The sequence below is a fragment of the Escherichia sp. WS1451 genome, from assembly GCF_046487365.1.
GTDB classification, from domain to species: Bacteria; Pseudomonadota; Gammaproteobacteria; order Enterobacterales; family Enterobacteriaceae; genus Escherichia; species Escherichia coli.
In genome coordinates this window covers 1-21,707 of record NZ_JBJQJP010000036.1, presented here as the reverse complement: position 1 = coordinate 21,707, position 21,707 = coordinate 1, and the positions used below count along the sequence as shown (strand labels likewise).

At 54.5% G+C, this 21,707-nt stretch carries 19 protein-coding genes and 1 riboswitch; of the genes, 9 read left to right on the top strand and 10 right to left on the bottom strand.

Annotated elements, in window-relative coordinates:
- Nucleotides 1-18: 18 nt before the first annotated feature.
- A complete protein-coding gene (gene rpoC / locus ACJHX7_RS24950; protein WP_000653944.1) occupies nucleotides 19-4,242 on the top strand; it encodes a DNA-directed RNA polymerase subunit beta' in 4,224 nt (1,407 codons plus the stop codon).
- A 241-nt stretch (nucleotides 4,243-4,483) separates the two neighbouring features.
- Here rpoC and thiH read toward each other — a convergent pair whose 3' ends face one another.
- The 7 genes from thiH to rsd all read right to left on the bottom strand — a co-directional run bounded on the left by thiH (nucleotide 4,484) and on the right by rsd (nucleotide 10,557).
- On the bottom strand, nucleotides 4,484-5,617 hold the full coding sequence (gene thiH / locus ACJHX7_RS24945) for a 2-iminoacetate synthase ThiH (RefSeq protein ID WP_410231724.1): 1,134 nt from the start codon (nucleotides 5,615-5,617) through the stop codon (nucleotides 4,484-4,486).
- The gene (gene thiG / locus ACJHX7_RS24940; protein ID WP_094030521.1) at nucleotides 5,614-6,384 is read right to left on the bottom strand and encodes a thiazole synthase; all 771 of its coding nucleotides are present in this window, start codon (nucleotides 6,382-6,384) and stop codon (nucleotides 5,614-5,616) included. Before thiG ends, thiH begins: the two co-directional genes overlap by 4 nt.
- Before the next feature lies 1 nt (nucleotide 6,385).
- A complete protein-coding gene (thiS, locus tag ACJHX7_RS24935; protein ID WP_001166230.1) occupies nucleotides 6,386-6,586 on the bottom strand; it encodes a sulfur carrier protein ThiS in 201 nt (66 codons plus the stop codon).
- Nucleotides 6,570-7,325 carry a thiazole biosynthesis adenylyltransferase ThiF gene (gene thiF, locus ACJHX7_RS24930; protein WP_022646392.1) on the bottom strand — a complete coding sequence of 252 codons (756 nt, stop codon included), beginning with the start codon at nucleotides 7,323-7,325 and terminating at the stop codon, nucleotides 6,570-6,572. The genes thiS and thiF overlap by 17 nt, the downstream gene beginning before the upstream one ends.
- Nucleotides 7,318-7,953, bottom strand: coding sequence for a thiamine phosphate synthase (gene thiE / locus ACJHX7_RS24925; RefSeq protein WP_094030522.1), 636 nt, complete (start codon nucleotides 7,951-7,953; stop codon nucleotides 7,318-7,320). The genes thiF and thiE overlap by 8 nt, the downstream gene beginning before the upstream one ends.
- Nucleotides 7,953-9,848 carry a phosphomethylpyrimidine synthase ThiC gene (thiC, locus tag ACJHX7_RS24920; protein ID WP_075862104.1) on the bottom strand — a complete coding sequence of 632 codons (1,896 nt, stop codon included), beginning with the start codon at nucleotides 9,846-9,848 and terminating at the stop codon, nucleotides 7,953-7,955. Before thiC ends, thiE begins: the two co-directional genes overlap by 1 nt.
- A gap of 80 nt (nucleotides 9,849-9,928) precedes the next feature.
- Nucleotides 9,929-10,029, bottom strand: a riboswitch (TPP riboswitch).
- 51 nt (nucleotides 10,030-10,080) lie between these two features.
- Nucleotides 10,081-10,557, bottom strand: a complete 477-nt coding sequence (gene rsd / locus ACJHX7_RS24915) for a sigma D regulator (protein ID WP_000934302.1) — start codon at nucleotides 10,555-10,557, stop codon at nucleotides 10,081-10,083.
- Nucleotides 10,558-10,651: 94 nt separating this feature from the next.
- Here rsd and nudC point away from each other — a divergent pair, with 94 nt between their 5' ends.
- From nudC to ACJHX7_RS24885, 6 genes are all read left to right on the top strand, one after another.
- Entirely contained in the window at nucleotides 10,652-11,425 is a 774-nt protein-coding gene (nudC, locus tag ACJHX7_RS24910; protein WP_000373941.1) for an NAD(+) diphosphatase, read from the top strand.
- Between the two features lie 39 nt (nucleotides 11,426-11,464).
- The gene (gene hemE / locus ACJHX7_RS24905; RefSeq protein WP_094030523.1) at nucleotides 11,465-12,529 is read left to right on the top strand and encodes a uroporphyrinogen decarboxylase; all 1,065 of its coding nucleotides are present in this window, start codon (nucleotides 11,465-11,467) and stop codon (nucleotides 12,527-12,529) included.
- Nucleotides 12,530-12,538: 9 nt separating this feature from the next.
- Complete coding sequence (gene nfi, locus ACJHX7_RS24900) at nucleotides 12,539-13,210, top strand: deoxyribonuclease V (protein WP_000362388.1); 672 nt, start codon at nucleotides 12,539-12,541, stop codon at nucleotides 13,208-13,210.
- Nucleotides 13,211-13,252: 42 nt separating this feature from the next.
- Nucleotides 13,253-13,843 (top strand): YjaG family protein, encoded by a 591-nt coding sequence (locus tag ACJHX7_RS24895; RefSeq protein WP_000941119.1) that lies wholly within the window; start codon nucleotides 13,253-13,255, stop codon nucleotides 13,841-13,843.
- 186 nt (nucleotides 13,844-14,029) lie between these two features.
- Nucleotides 14,030-14,302: a nucleoid-associated protein HU-alpha gene (hupA, locus tag ACJHX7_RS24890; protein WP_001044513.1), complete on the top strand. Its 273-nt coding sequence runs from the start codon at nucleotides 14,030-14,032 to the stop codon at nucleotides 14,300-14,302.
- A gap of 12 nt (nucleotides 14,303-14,314) precedes the next feature.
- A complete protein-coding gene (locus ACJHX7_RS24885) occupies nucleotides 14,315-15,010 on the top strand; it encodes a DUF1481 domain-containing protein (protein ID WP_001300651.1) in 696 nt (231 codons plus the stop codon).
- Between the two features lies 1 nt (nucleotide 15,011).
- Here ACJHX7_RS24885 and zraP read toward each other — a convergent pair whose 3' ends face one another.
- A complete protein-coding gene (gene zraP, locus ACJHX7_RS24880) occupies nucleotides 15,012-15,437 on the bottom strand; it encodes a zinc resistance sensor/chaperone ZraP (protein ID WP_000828222.1) in 426 nt (141 codons plus the stop codon).
- A 237-nt stretch (nucleotides 15,438-15,674) separates the two neighbouring features.
- Between zraP and zraS the strand changes: the two genes are divergently transcribed.
- Nucleotides 15,675-17,051 carry a two-component system sensor histidine kinase ZraS gene (gene zraS, locus ACJHX7_RS24875; protein ID WP_001211925.1) on the top strand — a complete coding sequence of 459 codons (1,377 nt, stop codon included), beginning with the start codon at nucleotides 15,675-15,677 and terminating at the stop codon, nucleotides 17,049-17,051.
- On the top strand, nucleotides 17,048-18,373 hold the full coding sequence (gene zraR, locus ACJHX7_RS24870; protein ID WP_000148547.1) for a sigma-54-dependent response regulator transcription factor ZraR: 1,326 nt from the start codon (nucleotides 17,048-17,050) through the stop codon (nucleotides 18,371-18,373). The genes zraS and zraR overlap by 4 nt, the downstream gene beginning before the upstream one ends.
- Here the strand turns inward: zraR and purD are convergent.
- Nucleotides 18,370-19,659 carry a phosphoribosylamine--glycine ligase gene (gene purD, locus ACJHX7_RS24865; protein ID WP_000866828.1) on the bottom strand — a complete coding sequence of 430 codons (1,290 nt, stop codon included), beginning with the start codon at nucleotides 19,657-19,659 and terminating at the stop codon, nucleotides 18,370-18,372. The genes zraR and purD overlap by 4 nt on opposite strands.
- An 11-nt stretch (nucleotides 19,660-19,670) precedes the next feature.
- Entirely contained in the window at nucleotides 19,671-21,260 is a 1,590-nt protein-coding gene (gene purH, locus ACJHX7_RS24860; RefSeq protein WP_001187584.1) for a bifunctional phosphoribosylaminoimidazolecarboxamide formyltransferase/IMP cyclohydrolase, read from the bottom strand.
- Between the last annotated feature and the right edge of the window lie 447 nt (nucleotides 21,261-21,707).

The following is a 21,707-nucleotide window of genomic DNA, read 5'->3' as shown; positions in this document are numbered from 1 at the left end:
TCCGACGGGAGCAAATCCGTGAAAGATTTATTAAAGTTTCTGAAAGCGCAGACTAAAACCGAAGAGTTTGATGCGATCAAAATTGCTCTGGCTTCGCCAGACATGATCCGTTCATGGTCTTTCGGTGAAGTTAAAAAGCCGGAAACCATCAACTACCGTACGTTCAAACCAGAACGTGACGGCCTTTTCTGCGCCCGTATCTTTGGGCCGGTAAAAGATTACGAGTGCCTGTGCGGTAAGTACAAGCGCCTGAAACACCGTGGCGTCATCTGTGAGAAGTGCGGCGTTGAAGTGACCCAGACTAAAGTACGCCGTGAGCGTATGGGCCACATCGAACTGGCTTCCCCGACTGCGCACATCTGGTTCCTGAAATCGCTGCCGTCCCGTATCGGCCTGCTGCTCGATATGCCGCTGCGCGATATCGAACGCGTACTGTACTTTGAATCCTATGTGGTTATTGAAGGCGGTATGACCAACCTGGAGCGTCAGCAGATCCTGACTGAAGAGCAGTATCTGGACGCGCTGGAAGAGTTCGGTGACGAATTCGACGCGAAGATGGGTGCGGAAGCAATCCAGGCTCTGCTGAAGAGCATGGATCTGGAGCAAGAGTGCGAACAGCTGCGTGAAGAGCTGAACGAAACCAACTCCGAAACCAAGCGTAAAAAGCTGACCAAGCGTATCAAACTGCTGGAAGCGTTCGTTCAGTCTGGTAACAAACCAGAGTGGATGATCCTGACCGTTCTGCCGGTACTGCCGCCAGATCTGCGTCCGCTGGTTCCGCTGGATGGTGGTCGTTTCGCGACTTCTGACCTGAACGATCTGTATCGTCGCGTCATTAACCGTAACAACCGTCTGAAGCGTCTGCTGGATCTGGCTGCGCCGGACATCATCGTACGTAACGAAAAACGTATGCTGCAGGAAGCGGTTGACGCCCTGTTGGATAACGGTCGTCGCGGTCGTGCGATCACCGGTTCTAACAAACGTCCTCTGAAATCTTTGGCCGACATGATCAAAGGTAAACAGGGTCGTTTCCGTCAGAACCTGCTCGGTAAGCGTGTTGACTACTCCGGTCGTTCTGTAATCACCGTAGGTCCATACCTGCGTCTGCATCAGTGCGGTCTGCCGAAGAAAATGGCACTGGAACTGTTCAAACCGTTCATCTACGGCAAGCTGGAACTGCGTGGTCTTGCTACCACCATTAAAGCTGCGAAGAAAATGGTTGAGCGCGAAGAAGCTGTCGTTTGGGATATCCTGGACGAAGTTATCCGCGAACACCCGGTACTGCTGAACCGTGCACCGACTCTGCACCGTCTGGGTATCCAGGCATTTGAACCGGTACTGATCGAAGGTAAAGCTATCCAGCTGCACCCGCTGGTTTGTGCGGCATATAACGCCGACTTCGATGGTGACCAGATGGCTGTTCACGTACCGCTGACGCTGGAAGCCCAGCTGGAAGCGCGTGCGCTGATGATGTCTACCAACAACATCCTGTCCCCGGCAAACGGCGAACCAATCATTGTTCCGTCTCAGGACGTTGTACTGGGTCTGTACTACATGACCCGCGACTGTGTTAACGCCAAAGGCGAAGGCATGGTGCTGACTGGCCCGAAAGAAGCAGAACGTCTGTATCGCTCTGGTCTGGCTTCTCTGCATGCGCGCGTTAAAGTGCGTATCACCGAGTATGAAAAAGATGCAAACGGTGAATTAGTAGCGAAAACCAGCCTGAAAGACACGACTGTTGGCCGTGCCATTCTGTGGATGATTGTACCGAAAGGTCTGCCTTACTCCATCGTCAACCAGGCGCTGGGTAAAAAAGCAATCTCCAAAATGCTGAACACCTGCTACCGCATTCTCGGTCTGAAACCGACCGTTATTTTTGCGGACCAGATCATGTACACCGGCTTTGCCTATGCAGCGCGTTCTGGTGCATCTGTTGGTATCGATGACATGGTCATCCCGGAGAAGAAACACGAAATCATCTCCGAGGCAGAAGCAGAAGTTGCTGAAATTCAGGAGCAGTTCCAGTCTGGTCTGGTAACTGCGGGCGAACGCTACAACAAAGTTATCGATATCTGGGCTGCGGCGAACGATCGTGTATCCAAAGCGATGATGGATAACCTGCAAACGGAAACCGTTATTAACCGTGACGGTCAGGAAGAGAAGCAGGTTTCCTTCAACAGCATCTACATGATGGCCGACTCCGGTGCGCGTGGTTCTGCGGCACAGATTCGTCAGCTTGCTGGTATGCGTGGTCTGATGGCGAAGCCGGATGGCTCCATCATCGAAACGCCAATCACCGCGAACTTCCGTGAAGGTCTGAACGTACTCCAGTACTTCATCTCCACCCACGGTGCTCGTAAAGGTCTGGCGGATACCGCACTGAAAACTGCGAACTCCGGTTACCTGACTCGTCGTCTGGTTGACGTGGCGCAGGACCTGGTGGTTACCGAAGACGATTGTGGTACCCATGAAGGTATCATGATGACTCCGGTTATCGAAGGTGGTGACGTTAAAGAGCCGCTGCGCGATCGCGTACTGGGTCGTGTAACTGCTGAAGACGTTCTGAAGCCGGGTACTGCTGATATCCTCGTTCCGCGCAACACGCTGCTGCACGAACAGTGGTGTGACCTGCTGGAAGAGAACTCTGTCGACGCAGTTAAAGTACGTTCTGTTGTATCTTGTGACACCGACTTTGGTGTATGTGCGCACTGCTACGGTCGTGACCTGGCGCGTGGCCACATCATCAACAAAGGTGAAGCAATCGGCGTTATCGCGGCACAGTCCATCGGTGAACCGGGTACACAGCTGACCATGCGTACGTTCCACATCGGTGGTGCGGCATCTCGTGCGGCTGCTGAATCCAGCATCCAGGTGAAAAACAAAGGTAGCATCAAGCTCAGCAACGTGAAGTCGGTTGTGAACTCCAGCGGTAAACTGGTTATCACTTCCCGTAACACCGAACTGAAACTGATCGACGAATTCGGTCGTACCAAAGAAAGCTACAAAGTACCTTACGGTGCGGTACTGGCGAAAGGCGATGGCGAACAGGTTGCTGGCGGCGAAACCGTTGCAAACTGGGACCCGCACACCATGCCGGTTATCACCGAAGTAAGCGGTTTTGTACGCTTTACTGACATGATTGACGGCCAGACCATTACTCGCCAGACCGACGAATTGACCGGTCTGTCTTCGCTGGTAGTTCTGGATTCCGCAGAACGTACCGCAGGTGGTAAAGATCTGCGTCCGGCACTGAAAATCGTTGATGCTCAGGGTAACGATGTACTGATCCCGGGTACCGATATGCCTGCGCAGTACTTCCTGCCGGGTAAAGCGATTGTTCAGCTGGAAGATGGCGTACAGATCAGCTCTGGTGACACCCTGGCGCGTATTCCGCAGGAATCCGGCGGTACCAAGGACATCACCGGTGGTCTGCCGCGCGTTGCGGATCTGTTCGAAGCACGTCGTCCGAAAGAGCCGGCAATCCTGGCTGAAATCAGCGGTATCGTTTCCTTCGGTAAAGAAACCAAAGGTAAACGTCGTCTGGTTATCACCCCGGTAGACGGTAGCGATCCGTACGAAGAGATGATTCCGAAATGGCGTCAGCTCAACGTGTTCGAAGGTGAACGTGTAGAACGTGGTGACGTAATTTCCGACGGTCCGGAAGCGCCGCACGACATTCTGCGTCTGCGTGGTGTTCATGCTGTTACTCGTTACATCGTTAACGAAGTACAGGACGTATACCGTCTGCAGGGCGTTAAGATTAACGATAAACACATCGAAGTTATCGTTCGTCAGATGCTGCGTAAAGCTACCATCGTTAACGCGGGCAGCTCCGACTTCCTGGAAGGCGAACAGGTTGAATACTCTCGCGTCAAGATCGCAAACCGCGAACTGGAAGCGAACGGCAAAGTGGGTGCAACTTACTCCCGCGATCTGCTGGGTATCACCAAAGCGTCTCTGGCAACCGAGTCCTTCATCTCCGCGGCATCGTTCCAGGAGACCACTCGCGTGCTGACCGAAGCAGCCGTTGCGGGCAAACGCGACGAACTGCGCGGCCTGAAAGAGAACGTTATCGTGGGTCGTCTGATCCCGGCAGGTACCGGTTACGCGTACCACCAGGATCGTATGCGTCGCCGTGCTGCGGGTGAAGCTCCGGCTGCACCGCAGGTGACTGCAGAAGACGCATCTGCCAGCCTGGCAGAACTGCTGAACGCAGGTCTGGGCGGTTCTGATAACGAGTAATCGTTAATCCGCAAATAACGTAAAAACCCGCTTCGGCGGGTTTTTTTATGGGTGTTATTCAGAGGGCAAAGTCTTCACGGAAAATATTAAGAAAGGCAGGGCGAAACGAGGAAGAAGCTTTTCGCCCTGGACAACATTCCTGCTGACGGCACTACCATAAAAAAACACAACGCTTTCAACAAGCTTGCGTTTTTCATCTTCCGTAGCGGCTCGGAATAAATTTACGTTCTTACATTCTGTCTCATGGCCTTTGCGAGGCGCGTCCCAGATAGCTGTCCCAGTCTTTCCATACCGGCTGCAAACCCTGAGAAGTTAACGCGGCAGCAACCGCTTCCGGTCTGCGATCGTCGTGCGGTGAGAACTGTTCCAGCTCGGGGTGATTGTCGGCATAGCCACCTGGCTGCGTTTTCGAAAAAGCGCTGACGTTATTAATTGCCAGCGGAATCACGCGATCGCGAAACCACGGTGATTCCCGCGTGGAGAGTGACAGTTCAATCTCCGGTGCAAGCAGTCGGAAGGCGCAGATGGTTTGCACTAACTGGCGTTCATCCATAATCGACGCAGGCTCAATGCCGCCAGTACATGGACGCAGGCGTGGGAAGGAGACAGAGTAGCGGCTTTGCCAGTAATGCTGTTGCAGCCATAGCAAATGTTCTGCAACCATATAGCAGTCAACGCGCCAGCTGTCGGAAAGGCCAATTAGCGCGCCGAGGCCTATCTTATCAATCCCCGCACGGCCCAGCCGATCCGGCGTTTCCAGCCGCCAGAAGAAGTCCTGTTTTTTGCCTTTCAGATGATGGCGGGCATAAGTCGCCTCGTGATATGTCTCCTGATAAACCATCACGCCATCGAGACCCAGCTGTTTTAGCTCGGCATATTCCGCCTCCGCCAGCGGTTGCACTTCCATCTGTAGTGAAGAGAACTGTTCACGCAAGGCAGGGAGATGACGACGAAAGTAATCCATCCCCACTTTCGCCTGATGTTCACCAGTGACTAAAAGCAGATGTTCAAAGCCCATCTCCCGTATAGCGGCGCTTTCCCTGGCAATATCCGCTTCATCCAGCGTTTTGCGCTTGATGCGGTTGCTCATAGAGAATCCGCAGTACGTGCAGTCGTTAGCGCAAAGATTGGAAAGATAAAGCGGGACGTAGAAGCTAACAGTGTTGCCAAATCGTTGACGGGTCAGACGCTGCGCCCGTTGGGCCAGTGGTTCCAGATAGCCACTGGCGGCTGGCGATAACAGCGCCATCATATCGTCGCGGGTGAGTTGCGAGGCATTTAGCGCCCGCTCTACGTCAGCAGCCGTTTTGCCGTTGATACGCAGGCGGATGTCGTCCCAGTCCAGTTGTCGCCAGCGATCGCTGAAGTTTTTCATGCCGATGCCTCCAGAAATCCGGTCAGCGGGCTGGTGGCATGAGCAAAATGACTGCGGCTGCCCGGTCCGGACTGACGTGCCAGCAGGCCTGCTTCTACTGCCAGACGAAATGCCTTCGCCATGTTGACGGGATCGTCCGCGACGGCAATCGCCGTATTCACTAACACCGCGTCGGCCCCCATTTCCAGCGCCTGCGCGGCATGGCTGGGAACGCCGATGCCAGCATCGACAACCACCGGAACCGTGGCTTGCTGGATAATAATCTCCAGCATGGCACGGGTTTCCAGTCCCTGATTCGAGCCAATCGGCGCGCCGAGCGGCATCACCGCTGCACAGCCGACTTCTTCCAGACGTTTACACAATACCGGATCGGCCCCGCAGTAAGGCAGCACGACAAATCCCTGTTGTACCAGCGTTTCGGCGGCTTTCAGGGTTTCGATGGGATCGGGCAACAGCCAGCGGGCGTCAGGGTGAATCTCTAATTTTAGCCAGTTTGTGCCTAACGCTTCACGTGCCAGATGGGCGGCGAAAATGGCTTCTTCCGCGGTTTTCGCCCCGGATGTATTTGGCAGCAGGGTCACACCCGCCGCGATAAGCGGTTCGAGGATAGCGTCGTTGTGCTGGCGCAAGTTGACGCGTTTCATCGCCAGTGTCACCAGCTGGCTGCCGGAAGCGCGAATAGACTCCATCATCAGTTGTGAAGAGGCGAATTTCCCTGTGCCGGTAAACAGATGTGAATCAAACGTTTTGTCCGCAATACGTAACATCTCAACCCCCTGCAATAACCTGAAAAAGCAGGATCTGGTCGCCATCCTGCACGATATGTTGCGCCCACTGCTCACGCGGGACGATTTGCTGATTAATCGCCAGAGCCGCGCCCGCTTGTCGTTGGTCGAGTTGCTCCAGCAGTTCGTGAACCGTTTGCCCGGCGGCGCACTGCATCGGTTGATCGTTAAACAGGATCTGCATTGCTTCCTCCGCATACCGGGCAACCACTGGCGCGGCGCAAAGCCAGGCTGCGCCACTGGCTCGACTTACCGTCGAACAGTCGGAGTTCTCCCGCAGGCGTCTCTATACCGCTTAATAACTTAATGGCTTCCAGGGCCTGCAAAGTGCCCATAACCCCGACCACCGGGCCAACCACGCCCGCCGTGCGGCAGTTGCGTTCAGGCTCCTGGTTATCTGGCCACAGGCAGCGGTAACACCCCTGCTCCCAGGGCGGCGTCAGTACCATCAACTGACCGCCAAATCCGACCGCGCTGGCGGTGATAAGCGGTGTGTTGAGTGCCACGCAGGCGGCATTAATCTCCTGGCGAGTCGCCATATTGTCGGTACAGTCGAGCACCACATCGGCTTGTGCAACCGCATCTTTTAACGTCTCACCCGTTAATCGTTGTTGTAATGCCATCAGTTGAATGTCGGGATTCAACTGTGTCAGTCGCTGATGGCTGACCTGTGATTTCGGGCGATCGATATCTTCAGTGGTAAAGAGGATTTGTCGTTGCAGATTGCTTAAATGCACATCGTCGTCATCTGCCAGTACCAGCGTCCCGACGCCAGCCCCCGCCAGGTATAGCGCAGCAGGTGTACCCAGCCCGCCAAGACCAATAATCAGCACCTGGCTGTCGAGCAGTTTTTGCTGCCCGTCCAGAGCGATATCGTCGAGCAGGATTTGGCGGCTATAACGCATAAAGTCACGGTCATTCATCGCCAGCTCCTGCAATTTCCAGCAACTGTGCCGTTGCCAAACGCCAGTCTGCGGCTTGAGTAATGGCGCTGACGACGGCGATACTGCCGACACCCGTTGCTATCACCGCAGGCGCGCGCGGCAGACTGATACCGCCAATCGCCACGGTGGGATAATCCACCAGGCGCTCAACATGCCGTGCCAGCTGTTCCAGCCCCTGCGGTGCGGAAGGCATCTGTTTGGTTTGTGTCGGAAACACATGTCCCAGCGCGATATAAGAAGGACGTGCCGCCAGCGCGACGTCGATTTCCATATCATCATGAGTCGAAACGCCCAGCCGCAGGCCCGCTGTACGGATAGCGTCGAGATCGGTGGCTTGCAAATCTTCCTGTCCCAGATGGACGCCATATGCCTGATGCTTAATCGCCAGCCGCCAGTAATCGTTGATAAACAGCCGTGCGTTATAGCGGCGGCCCAGCGCAATTGCTGCCACGACATCGGCTTCAACCTCTTCATCGCGCCGATCTTTGATGCGCAGCTGGAGAGTACGCACGCCTGCATCCAACAGACGTTCGATCCACTGTACGCTATCCACTACCGGGTACAGTCCTAAACGAAAAGGTACAGGAGGAAAATCAGGCTGATACATCACGCTTCCTCCTTACGCAGGTAGATTTCTCCACCTCTGGCGCGGAAGTTCTCCGACATATCCGCCATTCCCACTTCAATGGTTTGCGCGGCGGCGTAATCACGTACTTCCTGGCTGATTCTCATCGAGCAGAATTTCGGCCCACACATGGAGCAAAAATGGGCGACTTTGCCGGACTCTTGCGGCAGGGTTTCATCGTGATAAGCGCGGGCGGTAAACGGGTCGAGGGCCAGATTAAACTGGTCTTCCCAGCGAAATTCGAAGCGGGCTTTCGACATGGCGTTATCGCGAATTTGCGCGCCCGGATGCCCTTTCGCCAGGTCAGCGGCGTGGGCGGCAATCTTATAGGTGATAAGCCCCTGCTTAACATCTTCTTTATTAGGCAGACCCAGATGCTCTTTTGGCGTTACGTAACAGAGCATCGCGCAGCCAAACCAGCCAATCATCGCCGCACCAATCCCCGACGTGAAGTGGTCATAACCCGGCGCGATATCGGTAGTTAGCGGCCCCAGAGTGTAAAACGGCGCTTCGTGGCAGTGCTCTAACTCCTCGGTCATATTGCGGCGGATCATCTGCATCGGCACGTGGCCTGGGCCTTCAATCATCACCTGTACGTCATATTCCCAGGCGATTTTGGTCAGTTCACCCAGCGTATGCAGCTCGGCAAATTGCGCTTCATCGTTGGCGTCCTGAACAGAACCGGGGCGCAGACCGTCGCCCAGCGACAGCGAAACGTCATAAGCGGCACAGATTTCACAAATTTCGCGGAAGTGTTGATAGAGGAAATTTTCCTGATGATGGGAGAGGCACCATTTCGCCATAATCGAACCGCCGCGAGAGACGATACCAGTCAGGCGTTTCGCGGTCATCGGCACATAGCGCAGCAGTACGCCCGCATGGATAGTGAAGTAATCCACACCTTGCTCGGCTTGTTCCAGCAGCGTGTCGCGGAACGCTTCCCAGGTAAGATCTTCGGCGATCCCGTTAACCTTCTCCAGCGCCTGGTAGATCGGCACTGTACCGATCGGCACCGGGCTGTTACGCAAAATCCACTCGCGGGTTTCGTGAATATAGCGACCGGTGGAGAGATCCATCACCGTATCCGCTCCCCAGCGCGTGGACCATACCAGCTTTTCCACTTCTTCTTCGATGGAAGAGGTGACCGCCGAGTTGCCGATATTGGCGTTAACTTTTACCAGGAAATTGCGACCAATAATCATCGGCTCCGATTCCGGATGATTAATGTTGGCCGGGATAATCGCACGTCCGGCAGCAACTTCATCACGGACAAATTCCGCAGTGATATTTTCCGGCAGACGTGCGCCAAAGCTCATTCCCGGATGCTGGTGGCGCAAAACTTCGCTACGTATGCGCTCGCGACCCATATTCTCGCGAATGGCGATGAATTCCATTTCGGGCGTGATGATGCCCCGGCGGGCGTAGTGCAGTTGGGTGACGCGGCGTCCTGCTTTGGCGCGCTTTGGGGTTAATACGCCGCTAAAACGTAGCTCGTCGAGGCCATCATCTGCCAGTCGCGCTTTAGTGTAATCGGAACTGCGCACGGTAAGTTCTTCTGTATCGCCGCGCGCATCGATCCACGGCTGGCGTAGTTTTGCCAGCCCTTGCTGCACGTTAATGGCAATCTGCGGATCGCCATACGGGCCGGAGGTGTCGTAGACCGGAATCGCTTCGTTTTCTTCGTACTGCGGCTGTTCTTTGCTACCGCCGATTAGCGTCGGGCTAAGCTGGATCTCACGCATCGGCACGCGCACGCCGGGTTGTGTGCCGGTGATGTAAATGCGTTTTGAGTTTGGAAAGGCGGTGCCTTCCAGGGTGTCGATAAAATGTTGGGCCTGGGCGCGTTGTTCGCGGCGGGTCAGTTTTGTTGCAGACATAGCTCATTCCAAAAAGTTAAGGACGTGGCTTGTCAGACGACGGATGAAGCAAGAGACGATCGCCGCAAAGGCGATGCGATAGCAGATTAACTCTTGTTCCCTTCGCAGGTATTAGCCTGATCAGGTTCCGCGGATCCCGAATAAACGGTCTCAGCCAGTTAAGGCACTCCGACAAGAAATTAGCCCCGCAAACGGGGCGTTGAATGTAAATTACGCGTTAACAGCGCAGAACTCAAGCAGGATGTTTGACGCGGGCGGCGTCAAGCACCAGCAGAATCAGCTTATCTTCCAGCACAAAGCGCGCTTCCAGGGCCTCGCCGATGTCAGATAAAACCTGTTGAAACTCAAGGTAATTATCATGATCGATGGCGGTTTCCAGGCTGGAATCGTAGTAATCCATAATCTGTTGGGTATTGGCTTCGAGTTGTGGCCAAATCTTCGCGGCGCGTGCGAGTTGCCCATTGCCTTCCAGTTTATGAAGAATGCGCTCATAAATACTGAAATGTCCGGCAGACAAGTAATCGACCAGGCTCTGACAAAAATCATCAAGGGCTTTTTCGTTTAGCCTCATGTACGATTCTTTGCCAGGCTTAATGCCAACCAGATTGTAGTAAGCCACGAGCAGATGCTTACGTACATGTAGCCAGCGATCAACCAGTTTGTTACTTCCTCTGACGCGCTCCGTCAGGTTATCGAGCTGGTTAAGCATGATTGACTCCGCAAGTTTGTATTCAAAAACTGCTCAGTGAGAAATGTAAAAACCATGTTAAACATGCCAGTGATGCAAAGGTAGTGCAAGAGCTATGGATCGTATAATTGAAAAATTAGATCACGGCTGGTGGGTCGTCAGCCATGAACAAAAATTATGGTTGCCGAAGGGAGAATTGCCATATGGCGAAGCGGCAAATTTCGATCTTGTGGGTCAGCGCGCACTACAAATCGGCGAATGGCAGGGGGAACCTGTTTGGTTAGTACAACAGCAGCGGCGTCACGATATGGGGTCGGTACGTCAGGTCATTGATCTCGATGTTGGGCTGTTTCAACTGGCCGGACGAGGCGTACAACTGGCGGAGTTTTACCGATCGCATAAATACTGTGGTTACTGCGGGCATGAAATGTATCCGAGCAAAACCGAATGGGCGATGCTGTGCAGCCATTGCCGTGAGCGTTACTATCCGCAAATCGCCCCCTGCATTATTGTTGCTATCCGTCGCGATGATTCGATCCTCCTCGCCCAGCATACCCGCCATCGTAACGGTGTCCATACGGTACTTGCCGGATTCGTCGAAGTGGGCGAAACCCTCGAGCAGGCTGTCGCGCGGGAAGTGATGGAAGAGAGCGGAATTAAAGTTAAAAACTTGCGTTACGTGACTTCCCAGCCGTGGCCGTTTCCTCAGTCTTTAATGACCGCGTTTATGGCGGAATATGACAGCGGCGAGATCGTGATCGACCCGAAAGAATTGCTTGAGGCGAACTGGTATCGCTATGACGATTTGCCGTTACTCCCGCCGCCCGGCACCGTGGCGCGCCGTCTGATAGAAGATACGGTGGCGATGTGTCGGGCAGAGTATGAGTGATGATACACTGACCGCCTGACGCACTAAGGAACAGCCAAAATGACCGAACTTAAAAACGATCGTTATCTGCGGGCGCTGCTGCGCCAGCCCGTTGATGTCACTCCAGTATGGATGATGCGCCAGGCGGGTCGCTATCTACCGGAATATAAAGCCACGCGCGCCCAGGCGGGCGATTTTATGTCGCTGTGCAAAAACGCCGAGCTGGCGTGCGAAGTGACTTTGCAACCGCTGCGTCGCTACCCGCTGGATGCGGCGATCCTCTTTTCCGATATCCTCACCGTGCCGGACGCGATGGGGTTAGGGCTCTATTTTGAAGCCGGAGAAGGTCCGCGTTTTACCTCGCCAGTCACCTGCAAAGCCGACGTCGATAAACTGCCAATTCCGGACCCGGAAGATGAGCTGGGTTACGTGATGAACGCGGTGCGTACCATTCGTCGCGAACTGAAAGGCGAAGTGCCGCTGATTGGTTTTTCCGGCAGCCCGTGGACGCTGGCGACCTACATGGTGGAAGGCGGCAGCTGCAAAGCCTTCACCGTGATCAAAAAAATGATGTATGCCGATCCACAGGCGCTGCACGCGCTACTCGATAAACTGGCGAAAAGCGTCACTTTGTATCTGAATGCGCAGATTAAAGCCGGTGCTCAGGCAGTGATGATTTTCGACACCTGGGGCGGCGTGCTTACCGGGCGCGATTATCAACAGTTCTCGCTCTATTACATGCATAAAATTGTTGATGGTTTACTGCGTGAAAACGACGGTCGCCGCGTACCGGTCACGCTGTTTACCAAAGGTGGCGGACAGTGGCTGGAAGCGATGGCAGAAACCGGTTGCGATGCGCTGGGCCTCGACTGGACAACGGACATCGCCGATGCGCGCCGTCGCGTGGGCAATAAAGTCGCGCTGCAGGGTAATATGGACCCGTCGATGCTGTACGCGCCACCTGCCCGCATTGAAGAAGAAGTTGCGACTATACTTGCCGGTTTCGGTCACGGCGAAGGTCATGTCTTTAACCTTGGTCACGGCATTCATCAGGATGTGCCGCCAGAACATGCTGGCGTGTTTGTGGAGGCAGTGCATCGCCTGTCTGCGCCTTATCATCTGTAAGGAGTGGTTATGGATCTCGCGTCATTACGCGCTCAACAAATCGAACTGGCTTCTTCTGTGATCCGCGAGGATCGACTCGATAAAGATCCACCGGATCTGATCGCCGGAGCCGATGTCGGATTTGAGCAGGGCGGAGAAGTGACGCGAGCGGCGATGGTGCTGCTGAAATACCCCTCGCTTGAGCTGGTGGAGTATAAAGTGGCCCGCATCGCCACCACCATGCCTTATATTCCAGGTTTTCTCTCCTTCCGCGAATATCCTGCGCTGCTGGCAGCGTGGGAGATGCTGTCACAAAAGCCGGATTTAGTGTTTGTCGATGGTCACGGGATCTCGCATCCTCGCCGTCTTGGTGTCGCCAGCCATTTTGGCTTATTGGTGGATGTGCCAACGATAGGCGTGGCGAAAAAACGGCTCTGCGGTAAATTCGAACCGCTCTCCAGCGAACCGGGCGCGCTGGCCCCACTGATGGATAAAGGCGAGCAGCTGGCCTGGGTCTGGCGCAGCAAAGCGCGCTGTAACCCATTGTTTATCGCTACCGGCCATCGGGTTAGCGTGGACAGCGCGCTGGCGTGGGTACAACGCTGCATGAAAGGCTATCGTCTGCCGGAGCCAACGCGCTGGGCGGACGCGGTGGCCTCGGAACGTCCGGCGTTCGTGCGCTATACAGCAAATCAGCCCTAATTCAGGTAAACTGCGGATAATTTCCGTATTTGAGAACTCAACATGTTACAAAACCCAATTCATCTGCGTCTGGAGCGCCTGGAAAGCTGGCAGCACGTCACTTTTATGGCCTGCTTATGCGAACGCATGTACCCTAATTACGCCGTATTCTGTCAGCAAACTGGTTTTGGTGATGGGCAGATTTACCGCCGCATTCTCGATCTCATCTGGGAAACGCTGACCGTCAAAGACGCAAAAGTAAATTTCGACAGCCAACTGGAGAAATTTGAAGAAGCGATTCCTTCAGCCGACGATTTCGATCTGTACGGCGTTTATCCGGCAATCGATGCATGCGTGGCGTTAAGTGAACTGGTCCATTCGCGTTTGAGTGGTGAAACGCTCGAACACGCGGTGGAAGTGAGTAAGACCTCCATCACGACCGTTGCGATGCTGGAAATGACTCAGGCTGGTCGCGAAATGAGCGATGAAGAGCTCAAAGAAAACCCAGCTGTAGAGCAAGAATGGGACATTCAGTGGGAAATATTCCGACTTTTAGCTGAGTGCGAAGAACGCGATATCGAGCTGATAAAAGGCCTTAGGGCAGACCTGCGTGAGGCGGGCGAGAGCAATATTGGTATAATTTTTCAGCAATAAGACCAGAAAACGTGATTTAACGCCTGATTTGTCGTACCTGGAGTCTTCCCTTTCGCCCCCCGTCTGGTCTACATTTGGGGGGCGAAAAAAAGTGGCTATCGGTGCGTGTATGCAGGAGAGTGCTATTCTGGCATTTCCGTCGCACTCGATGCTTAGCAAGCGATAAACACATTGTAAGGATAACTTATGAACAAGACTCAACTGATTGATGTAATTGCAGAGAAAGCAGAACTGTCCAAAACCCAGGCTAAAGCTGCTCTGGAGTCCACTCTGGCTGCAATTACTGAGTCTCTGAAAGAAGGCGATGCTGTACAACTGGTTGGTTTCGGTACCTTCAAAGTGAACCACCGCGCTGAGCGTACTGGCCGCAACCCGCAGACCGGTAAAGAAATCAAAATTGCCGCAGCTAACGTACCGGCATTTGTTTCTGGCAAGGCACTGAAAGACGCAGTTAAGTAAGATTGCGTGGCAGTGAACAGTTTTAACGAAGGGGTGGTTTCACCCCTTTTGTCTTTCTGGCGTCGATCATTGATGCTGGCTGGCGCTCTGTTTCTCACTGCCTGTAGTCACAACTCTTCACTTCCTCCCTTTACCGCCAGTGGATTTGCTGAAGACCAGGGCGCGGTACGCATCTGGCGAAAAGACAGCGGCGATAATGTGCATCTGCTTGCCGTGTTTAGCCCGTGGCGCAGTGGCGATACCACCACGCGAGAGTATCGCTGGCAGGGCGATAACCTCACGCTCATCAATATCAATGTTTACAGCAAACCCCCGGTGAATATTCGCGCGCGTTTTGACGATCGCGGCGATCTGAGCTTTATGCAACGTGAATCCGATGGGGAAAAGCAGCAGCTTTCTAACGACCAAATCGATTTATACCGTTATCGTGCTGATCAGATCCGCCAGATTAGCGATGCCTTACGTCAGGGGAGAGTCGTGCTGCGCCAGGGGCGCTGGCATGCGATGGAACAGACCGTGACCACCTGCGAAGGGCAAACCATTAAACCTGATTTAGATTCGCAGGCGATAGCGCATATCGAGCGCCGCCAGAGCCGCTCTTCTGTTGATGTCAGCGTGGCATGGCTGGAAGCGCCCGAAGGTTCGCAATTACTGTTGGTGGCAAACTCTGATTTCTGTCGCTGGCAACCCAACGAGAAAACGTTCTGATTTACCAGTGGCCCATACCCATATGACCGCCACCACCGCAGCCGCCGTAGCCCATGCCCATTCCGGCTCCGCGCGGAATACCCGCTTCAGCCATCGCAATATCCCGTTTCACCCGTAACTCATCTAACGACTGACGCAAATTCTCCATCTCTTTGGCGACCGCGTTAATTTTGCTGCTATCCGGTGGGTTCGCGGCTAACAGGGCATTGTATTCATAACGCTTCGTCACCAGTTGCTGTTGCAGTGCGCTGCTTTGAGCGTAAAAGTCATTATGGATTTTCTGCCACGCTGTCTGTTGTTCGCTGGTCAAAGGCGCGGCATTTTGCTGCCACATACCGTGTCCGCCGTGAGCAAATGCAGATGTCGATCCCATCGCCATTGCTGAAAGCGCCATCATTACCAGGGCAATTTTCGTGTTCCGTTTCATGGTTAATCCTCCAGTGGTTGTCTTACTTCGGGTATTGCATCTTTCGTGCCAACGGCGAAACGCTGATATGACGGGTAATCTGGCATGATAAACGAGTAAAAATGACTCGCCTGTTGTGGGTAGCGAGTCATTTTTACTCATTGAAACTTAAGCCTTTGTGTTACAGCGCAGGGTAAGCGCTGATAAAAGATGGCATGATTTCTGCTGTCAGAAAGGGATGAGCAGGCAAAGAAGAAGATGCGTTTTATGCAACGTTCTAAAGACTCCTTAGCTAAATGGTTAAGCGCGATCCTCCCCGTGGTCATTGTTGGGCTGGTGGGGCTGTTTGCGGTGACAGTGATTCGCGATTATGGGCGCGAGACTGCTGCCGCCAGACAAACGCTGCTGGAAAAAGGCAGTGTACTTATTCGTGCTCTTGAATCCGGCTCGCGCGTTGGTATGGGGATGCGTATGCATCATGCGCAGCAGCAGGCCTTACTTGAAGAAATGGCCGGGCAGCCTGGAGTACGTTGGTTTGCGGTCACGGATGAACAAGGAACAATCGTGATGCATAGCAACTCCGGCATGGTGGGAAAACAGCTTTATTCCCCGCAGGAAATGCAGCAGTTACATCCGGGAGATGAAGAAGCGTGGCGGCGGATCGATAGCGCAGACGGCGAGCCTGTTCTGGAAATTTATCGCCAGTTTCAACCGATGTTTGCTGCTGGAATGCACCGGATGCGCCATATGCAGCAGTATGCCGCGACACCACAAGCAATTTTTATCGCTTTCGACGCCAGTAACATTGTGAGTGCTGAAGATCGTGAGCAGAGAAACACCTTGATTATCCTCTTCGCCCTGGCGACGGTCTTGCTGGCAAGCGTGTTGTCATTCTTCTGGTATCGCCGATATCTGCGCTCGCGGCAGCTATTGCAGGATGAAATGAAGCGCAAAGAGAAGCTGGTGGCACTGGGGCATCTTGCGGCAGGCGTTGCCCACGAAATCCGTAACCCACTTTCCTCGATTAAAGGGCTGGCGAAATACTTTGCCGAACGCGCGCCAGCAGGGGGAGAAGCGCATCAACTGGCGCAGGTGATGGCGAAAGAAGCTGACCGTTTAAACCGCGTGGTAAGCGAGTTGCTGGAACTGGTTAAGCCAACGCATCTGGCTTTGCAGGCGGTGGAGCTCAACACGCTGATTAGCCACTCATTACAGCTGGTAAGCCAGGATGCAAACAGCCGGGAGATCCAGTTACGCTTTACCGCCAACGACACATTACCGGAAATTCAGGCCGATCCGGACAGGCTGACTCAGGTCCTGTTGAATCTCTATCTCAATGCTATTCAGGCGATTGGTCAGCATGGCGTGATTAGCGTGACGGCCAGCGAAAGCGGCGCGGGCGTGAAAATCAGCGTTACCGACAGCGGTAAGGGAATTGCGGCAGATCAGCTTGAAGCCATCTTCACCCCGTACTTCACCACCAAAGCCGAAGGCACCGGACTGGGGCTGGCGGTCGTGCATAATATTGTTGAACAACACGGTGGTACAATTCAGGTCGCAAGCCAGGAGGGAAAAGGCGCAACGTTCACCCTCTGGCTTCCGGTCAATATTACGCGTAAGGACCCACAAGGATGACGCACGATAATATCGATATTCTGGTGGTGGATGATGACATTAGCCACTGCACTATTTTGCAGGCTTTACTGCGCGGCTGGGGCTATAACGTCGCGCTGGCGAACAGCGGGCGACAGGCGCTGGAGCAGGTGCGGGAGCGAGTTTTTGATCTTGTGCTTTGCGATGTGCGAATGGCGGAGATGGACGGCATTGCCACGCTAAAAGAGATCAAAGCGTTAAATCCGGCGATTCCGGTACTGATTATGACCGCATACTCCAGCGTCGAGACGGCGGTAGAGGCACTGAAAACCGGGGCGCTGGATTATCTCATCAAGCCGCTGGATTTCGATAACCTGCAGGCGACGCTGGAAAAGGCGCTCGCGCATACGCACAGTATTGACGCTGAAACGCCTGCGGTGTCTGCCAGCCAGTTCGGTATGGTCGGTAAAAGCCCGGCGATGCAACACCTGCTCAGTGAAATCGCCCTCGTCGCGCCATCGGAAGCCACGGTGCTGATCCACGGCGATTCCGGCACCGGTAAAGAGCTGGTCGCCAGGGCGATTCACGCCAGTAGCGCACGGAGTGAAAAACCACTGGTAACGCTCAACTGTGCGGCACTCAACGAATCCTTGCTGGAATCTGAATTGTTCGGTCACGAAAAAGGGGCGTTTACCGGGGCCGACAAACGGCGGGAGGGGCGCTTTGTTGAGGCGGACGGCGGCACGTTGTTTCTCGATGAAATTGGCGATATCTCGCCGATGATGCAGGTGCGTCTGCTACGTGCGATTCAGGAGCGCGAAGTTCAGCGTGTCGGCAGCAACCAGACCATCTCGGTTGATGTCCGGCTGATTGCGGCGACTCATCGCGATCTTGCCGCAGAGGTGAATGCCGGGCGTTTTCGCCAGGATCTCTACTATCGCCTGAACGTGGTGGCGATTGAAGTTCCGTCGCTGCGTCAGCGGCGGGAAGATATTCCTCTGCTGACAAACCATTTTCTTCAGCGCTTTGCCGAGCGTAATCGCAAGGCGGTAAAAGGTTTTACGCCCCAGGCGATGGATCTGCTGATTCACTACGACTGGCCGGGAAATATTCGTGAACTGGAAAACGCGGTGGAACGGGCGGTGGTGCTGCTGACCGGGGAATATATTTCCGAACGCGAGCTGCCGCTGGCGATTGCGAGTACGCCGATCCCGCTGGTACAAAGTCAGGATATTCAGCCGCTGGTGGAAGTCGAAAAAGAGGTGATTCTTGCGGCACTGGAGAAAACGGGCGGCAACAAAACCGAAGCCGCCCGTCAGTTAGGGATCACGCGCAAAACGCTCTTGGCAAAACTGTCGCGTTAGTTCTGCTCGCGTTCGATAGCGCGCCAGCCGATATCTTTCCGGCAGAAGCAGTCGTCCCAATGGATATCGGTCATTAAGGCATAAGCGCGTTTCTGCGCTTCTGCCACGGTATGACCCAGCGCGGTGACGCACAGTACGCGCCCGCCGCTGGTCACTACCTGCTCGTCATCCGCCAGTTTCGTGCCCGCGTGGAACACTTTGCCGTCAGACACTTCTTCCAGCGGCAGGCCGTGGATCACATCGCCGGTGCGGTAATCGCCCGGATATCCACCCGCAGCCATCACCACGCCGAGAGAAGCGCGTTCATCCCACTCGGACGTTTTCTCGTCCAGCTTGCCTTCACAGGCTGCCAGGCAGAGTTCAACCAGATCGGACTTCATGCGCAGCATAATCGGTTGGGTTTCTGGATCGCCAAAGCGGCAGTTAAATTCAATAACCTTCGGATTGCCCTGTTTGTCGATCATCAGGCCCGCGTAGAGAAAACCAGTGTAGGTGTTGCCTTCTGCCGCCATGCCTTTCACGGTTGGCCAGATGATTCGTTCCATCGTGCGCTGATGAACCTCATCGGTCACTACTGGCGCAGGGGAGTAAGCGCCCATCCCGCCGGTGTTCGGCCCGGTATCTTTATCGCCTACGCGTTTGTGATCCTGGCTGGTGGCCATCGGCAGCACATGCTCACCGTCCACCATCACGATAAAGCTCGCTTCTTCGCCGTCGAGGAACTCTTCGATAACGATGCGATGCCCCGCGTCGCCAAAAGCGTTGCCCGCCAGCATATCGTGAACAGCCGCTTCCGCTTCTTCCTGCGTCATCGCCACGATAACGCCTTTCCCGGCAGCCAGACCGTCAGCTTTAATGACGATTGGCGCGCCTTTCTCACGCAGATACGCCAGCGCAGGTTCTACCTCGGTGAAGTTCTGGTATTCCGCCGTAGGGATCTGATGGCGGGCCAGGAAATCCTTGGTAAACGCTTTCGAGCCTTCCAGCTGCGCGGCACCTGCGGTTGGGCCGAAGATTTTCATCCCGGCGGCGCGGAAGGTATCGACCACGCCTTTCACCAGCGGCGCTTCCGGGCCGACGATGGTTAGATCGATCTTTTCGTTTTGCGCGAAATCCAGCAGCGCCGGGATATCGGTTACGCCGATAGCGACGTTTTGCAGTGCAGGCTCCAGCGCAGTGCCTGCGTTACCCGGAGCAACAAAAACAGTTTCAACCAGCGGCGACTGGGCCGCTTTCCAGGCCAGCGCGTGCTCGCGCCCGCCGTTACCAATCACTAATACTTTCATCTATTGCTCCATTAATGGCGGAAGTGGCGCATGTCGGTGAAGAGCATTGCAATACCGTGCTCGTCGGCGGCGGCAATTACTTCGTCATCACGGATAGAACCGCCAGGCTGGATTACACAGGTCACACCCGCAGCGGCGGCGGCATCAATACCGTCGCGGAACGGGAAGAATGCGTCAGAAGCCATCGAGGAACCTTTCACTTCCAGGCCTTCATCGGCCGCTTTAATACCGGCGATTTTCGCGGAGTACACACGGCTCATCTGGCCTGCGCCAATACCGATGGTCATATTGTTTTTGGCGTAGACAATGGCGTTAGATTTCACGAACTTCGCCACCTTCCAGCAGAACAGCGCATCACGCAGCTCCTGTTCAGTCGGCTGACGTTTGGTGACGACGCGCAGTTCTTCCGCGCCGACCATGCCCAGATCGCGATCCTGAACCAGCAGACCGCCGTTCACGCGTTTGAAATCAAGACCCGGAACACGCTCGCCCCACTGACCGCAGGTCAGGACGCGTACGTTCTGTTTGGCGGCGGTGATTTTCAGGGCTTCTTCGCTGGCGGACGGCGCAATAATCACTTCAACAAACTGACGAGAAATGATGGCCTGCGCGGTTTCCGCATCCAGCTCGCGGTTAAAGGCGATAATGCCGCCGAATGCGGAGGTCGGGTCGGTTTTGTACGCGCGATCGTAAGCATCAAGAATGGAATTGCCGATAGCCACGCCGCAAGGGTTGGCGTGCTTCACAATCACACATGCCGGCTCGGCGAACTCTTTCACGCACTCCAGCGCCGCATCGGTATCGGCGATGTTGTTATAAGAGAGGGCTTTACCCTGAACCTGGGTTGCGGTAGCAACGGAGGCTTCTTTGACATTCTCTTCTATATAGAAGGCAGCCTGCTGGTGGCTGTTCTCGCCGTAACGCATATCCTGCTTCTTAATGAAGTTCAGGTTCAGCGTGCGTGGGAAGCGACCGGCGGCTTCTTTGCTTTCACCGTGGTAAGCCGGAACCATGCTGCCGAAGTAGTTGGCAATCATGCTGTCGTAGGCGGCGGTGTGTTCGAAGGCTTTGATGGCAAGGTCAAAGCGAGTTTCCAGAGTCAGGGAGCCTTCATTGGCATCTATCTCTTTAATAATGGCGTCGTAGTCGCTGCTCTTCACCACGATGGCGACATCTTTATGGTTCTTGGCGGCAGAGCGCACCATCGTCGGGCCGCCGATATCGATGTTCTCAACCGCATCTTCCAGCGAGCAGCCTTCACGAGCAACGGTCTGGGCGAACGGATACAGGTTAACAACCACCATATCGATAGGCTGGATCTGATGTTCTTCCATAATGGTATCGTCCTGGCCGCGACGGCCCAGAATGCCACCATGTACTTTCGGATGCAGGGTCTTCACGCGTCCATCCATCATCTCCGGGAAACCGGTGTAATCGGAAACTTCGGTTACCGGCAGACCTTTTTCTGCTAACAGACGGGCAGTGCCCCCTGTAGACAGCAGCTCCACACCGCGTGCGGAAAGTGCCTGGGCGAATTCGACGATACCGGCTTTGTCAGAAACACTGAGCAGAGCGCGGCGGACTGGACGACGTTGTTGCATGGTAAATCCCCTGGATTTGACTATTACAGAGAGCGTTAGCTGAATTTTTCGCGAAAAACTCAGCTAACGCCCCTAACGGGGCATCCTTATTTTTCGCCCGCATTGTAACGAAAACGTTTGCGCAACGCTCGCGAATTTTTCTCTTTCAATGGTGATCACAATTTTGACAGTGTTTACCGTGGGAAAAATACAGAAATTACATTGATGATTGTGGATAACTCTGTGCGTAAAAAGGTATAAAGCGGGGTTTTGCTGGGGAATGCAGCAGTCAGTCATTTTTCTGCAATTTTTCTATTGCGGCCTGCGGAGAACTCCCTATAATGCGCCTCCATCGACACGGCGGATGTGAATCACTTCACACAAACAGCCGGTTCGGTTGAAGAGAAAAATCCTGAAATTCAGGGTTGACTCTGAAAGAGGAAAGCGTAATATACGCCACCTCGCGAC

Coding starts and splice junctions, on each gene's coding strand:
- thiH (WP_410231724.1), bottom strand. CDS start 5,617: ATGAAAAACTTCAGCGATCGCTGGCGACAACTGGACTGGGACGACATC.
- thiG (WP_094030521.1), bottom strand. CDS start 6,384: ATGTTACGTATTGCGGACAAAACGTTTGATTCACATCTGTTTACCGGC.
- thiS (WP_001166230.1), bottom strand. CDS start 6,586: ATGCAGATCCTGTTTAACGATCAACCGATGCAGTGCGCCGCCGGGCAA.
- thiF (WP_022646392.1), bottom strand. CDS start 7,325: ATGAATGACCGTGACTTTATGCGTTATAGCCGCCAAATCCTGCTCGAC.
- thiE (WP_094030522.1), bottom strand. CDS start 7,953: ATGTATCAGCCTGATTTTCCTCCTGTACCTTTTCGTTTAGGACTGTAC.
- thiC (WP_075862104.1), bottom strand. CDS start 9,848: ATGTCTGCAACAAAACTGACCCGCCGCGAACAACGCGCCCAGGCCCAA.
- rsd (WP_000934302.1), bottom strand. CDS start 10,557: ATGCTTAACCAGCTCGATAACCTGACGGAGCGCGTCAGAGGAAGTAAC.
- nudC (WP_000373941.1), top strand. CDS start 10,652: ATGGATCGTATAATTGAAAAATTAGATCACGGCTGGTGGGTCGTCAGC.
- hemE (WP_094030523.1), top strand. CDS start 11,465: ATGACCGAACTTAAAAACGATCGTTATCTGCGGGCGCTGCTGCGCCAG.
- nfi (WP_000362388.1), top strand. CDS start 12,539: ATGGATCTCGCGTCATTACGCGCTCAACAAATCGAACTGGCTTCTTCT.
- ACJHX7_RS24895 (WP_000941119.1), top strand. CDS start 13,253: ATGTTACAAAACCCAATTCATCTGCGTCTGGAGCGCCTGGAAAGCTGG.
- hupA (WP_001044513.1), top strand. CDS start 14,030: ATGAACAAGACTCAACTGATTGATGTAATTGCAGAGAAAGCAGAACTG.
- zraP (WP_000828222.1), bottom strand. CDS start 15,437: ATGAAACGGAACACGAAAATTGCCCTGGTAATGATGGCGCTTTCAGCA.
- zraS (WP_001211925.1), top strand. CDS start 15,675: ATGCGTTTTATGCAACGTTCTAAAGACTCCTTAGCTAAATGGTTAAGC.
- zraR (WP_000148547.1), top strand. CDS start 17,048: ATGACGCACGATAATATCGATATTCTGGTGGTGGATGATGACATTAGC.
- purD (WP_000866828.1), bottom strand. CDS start 19,659: ATGAAAGTATTAGTGATTGGTAACGGCGGGCGCGAGCACGCGCTGGCC.
- purH (WP_001187584.1), bottom strand. CDS start 21,260: ATGCAACAACGTCGTCCAGTCCGCCGCGCTCTGCTCAGTGTTTCTGAC.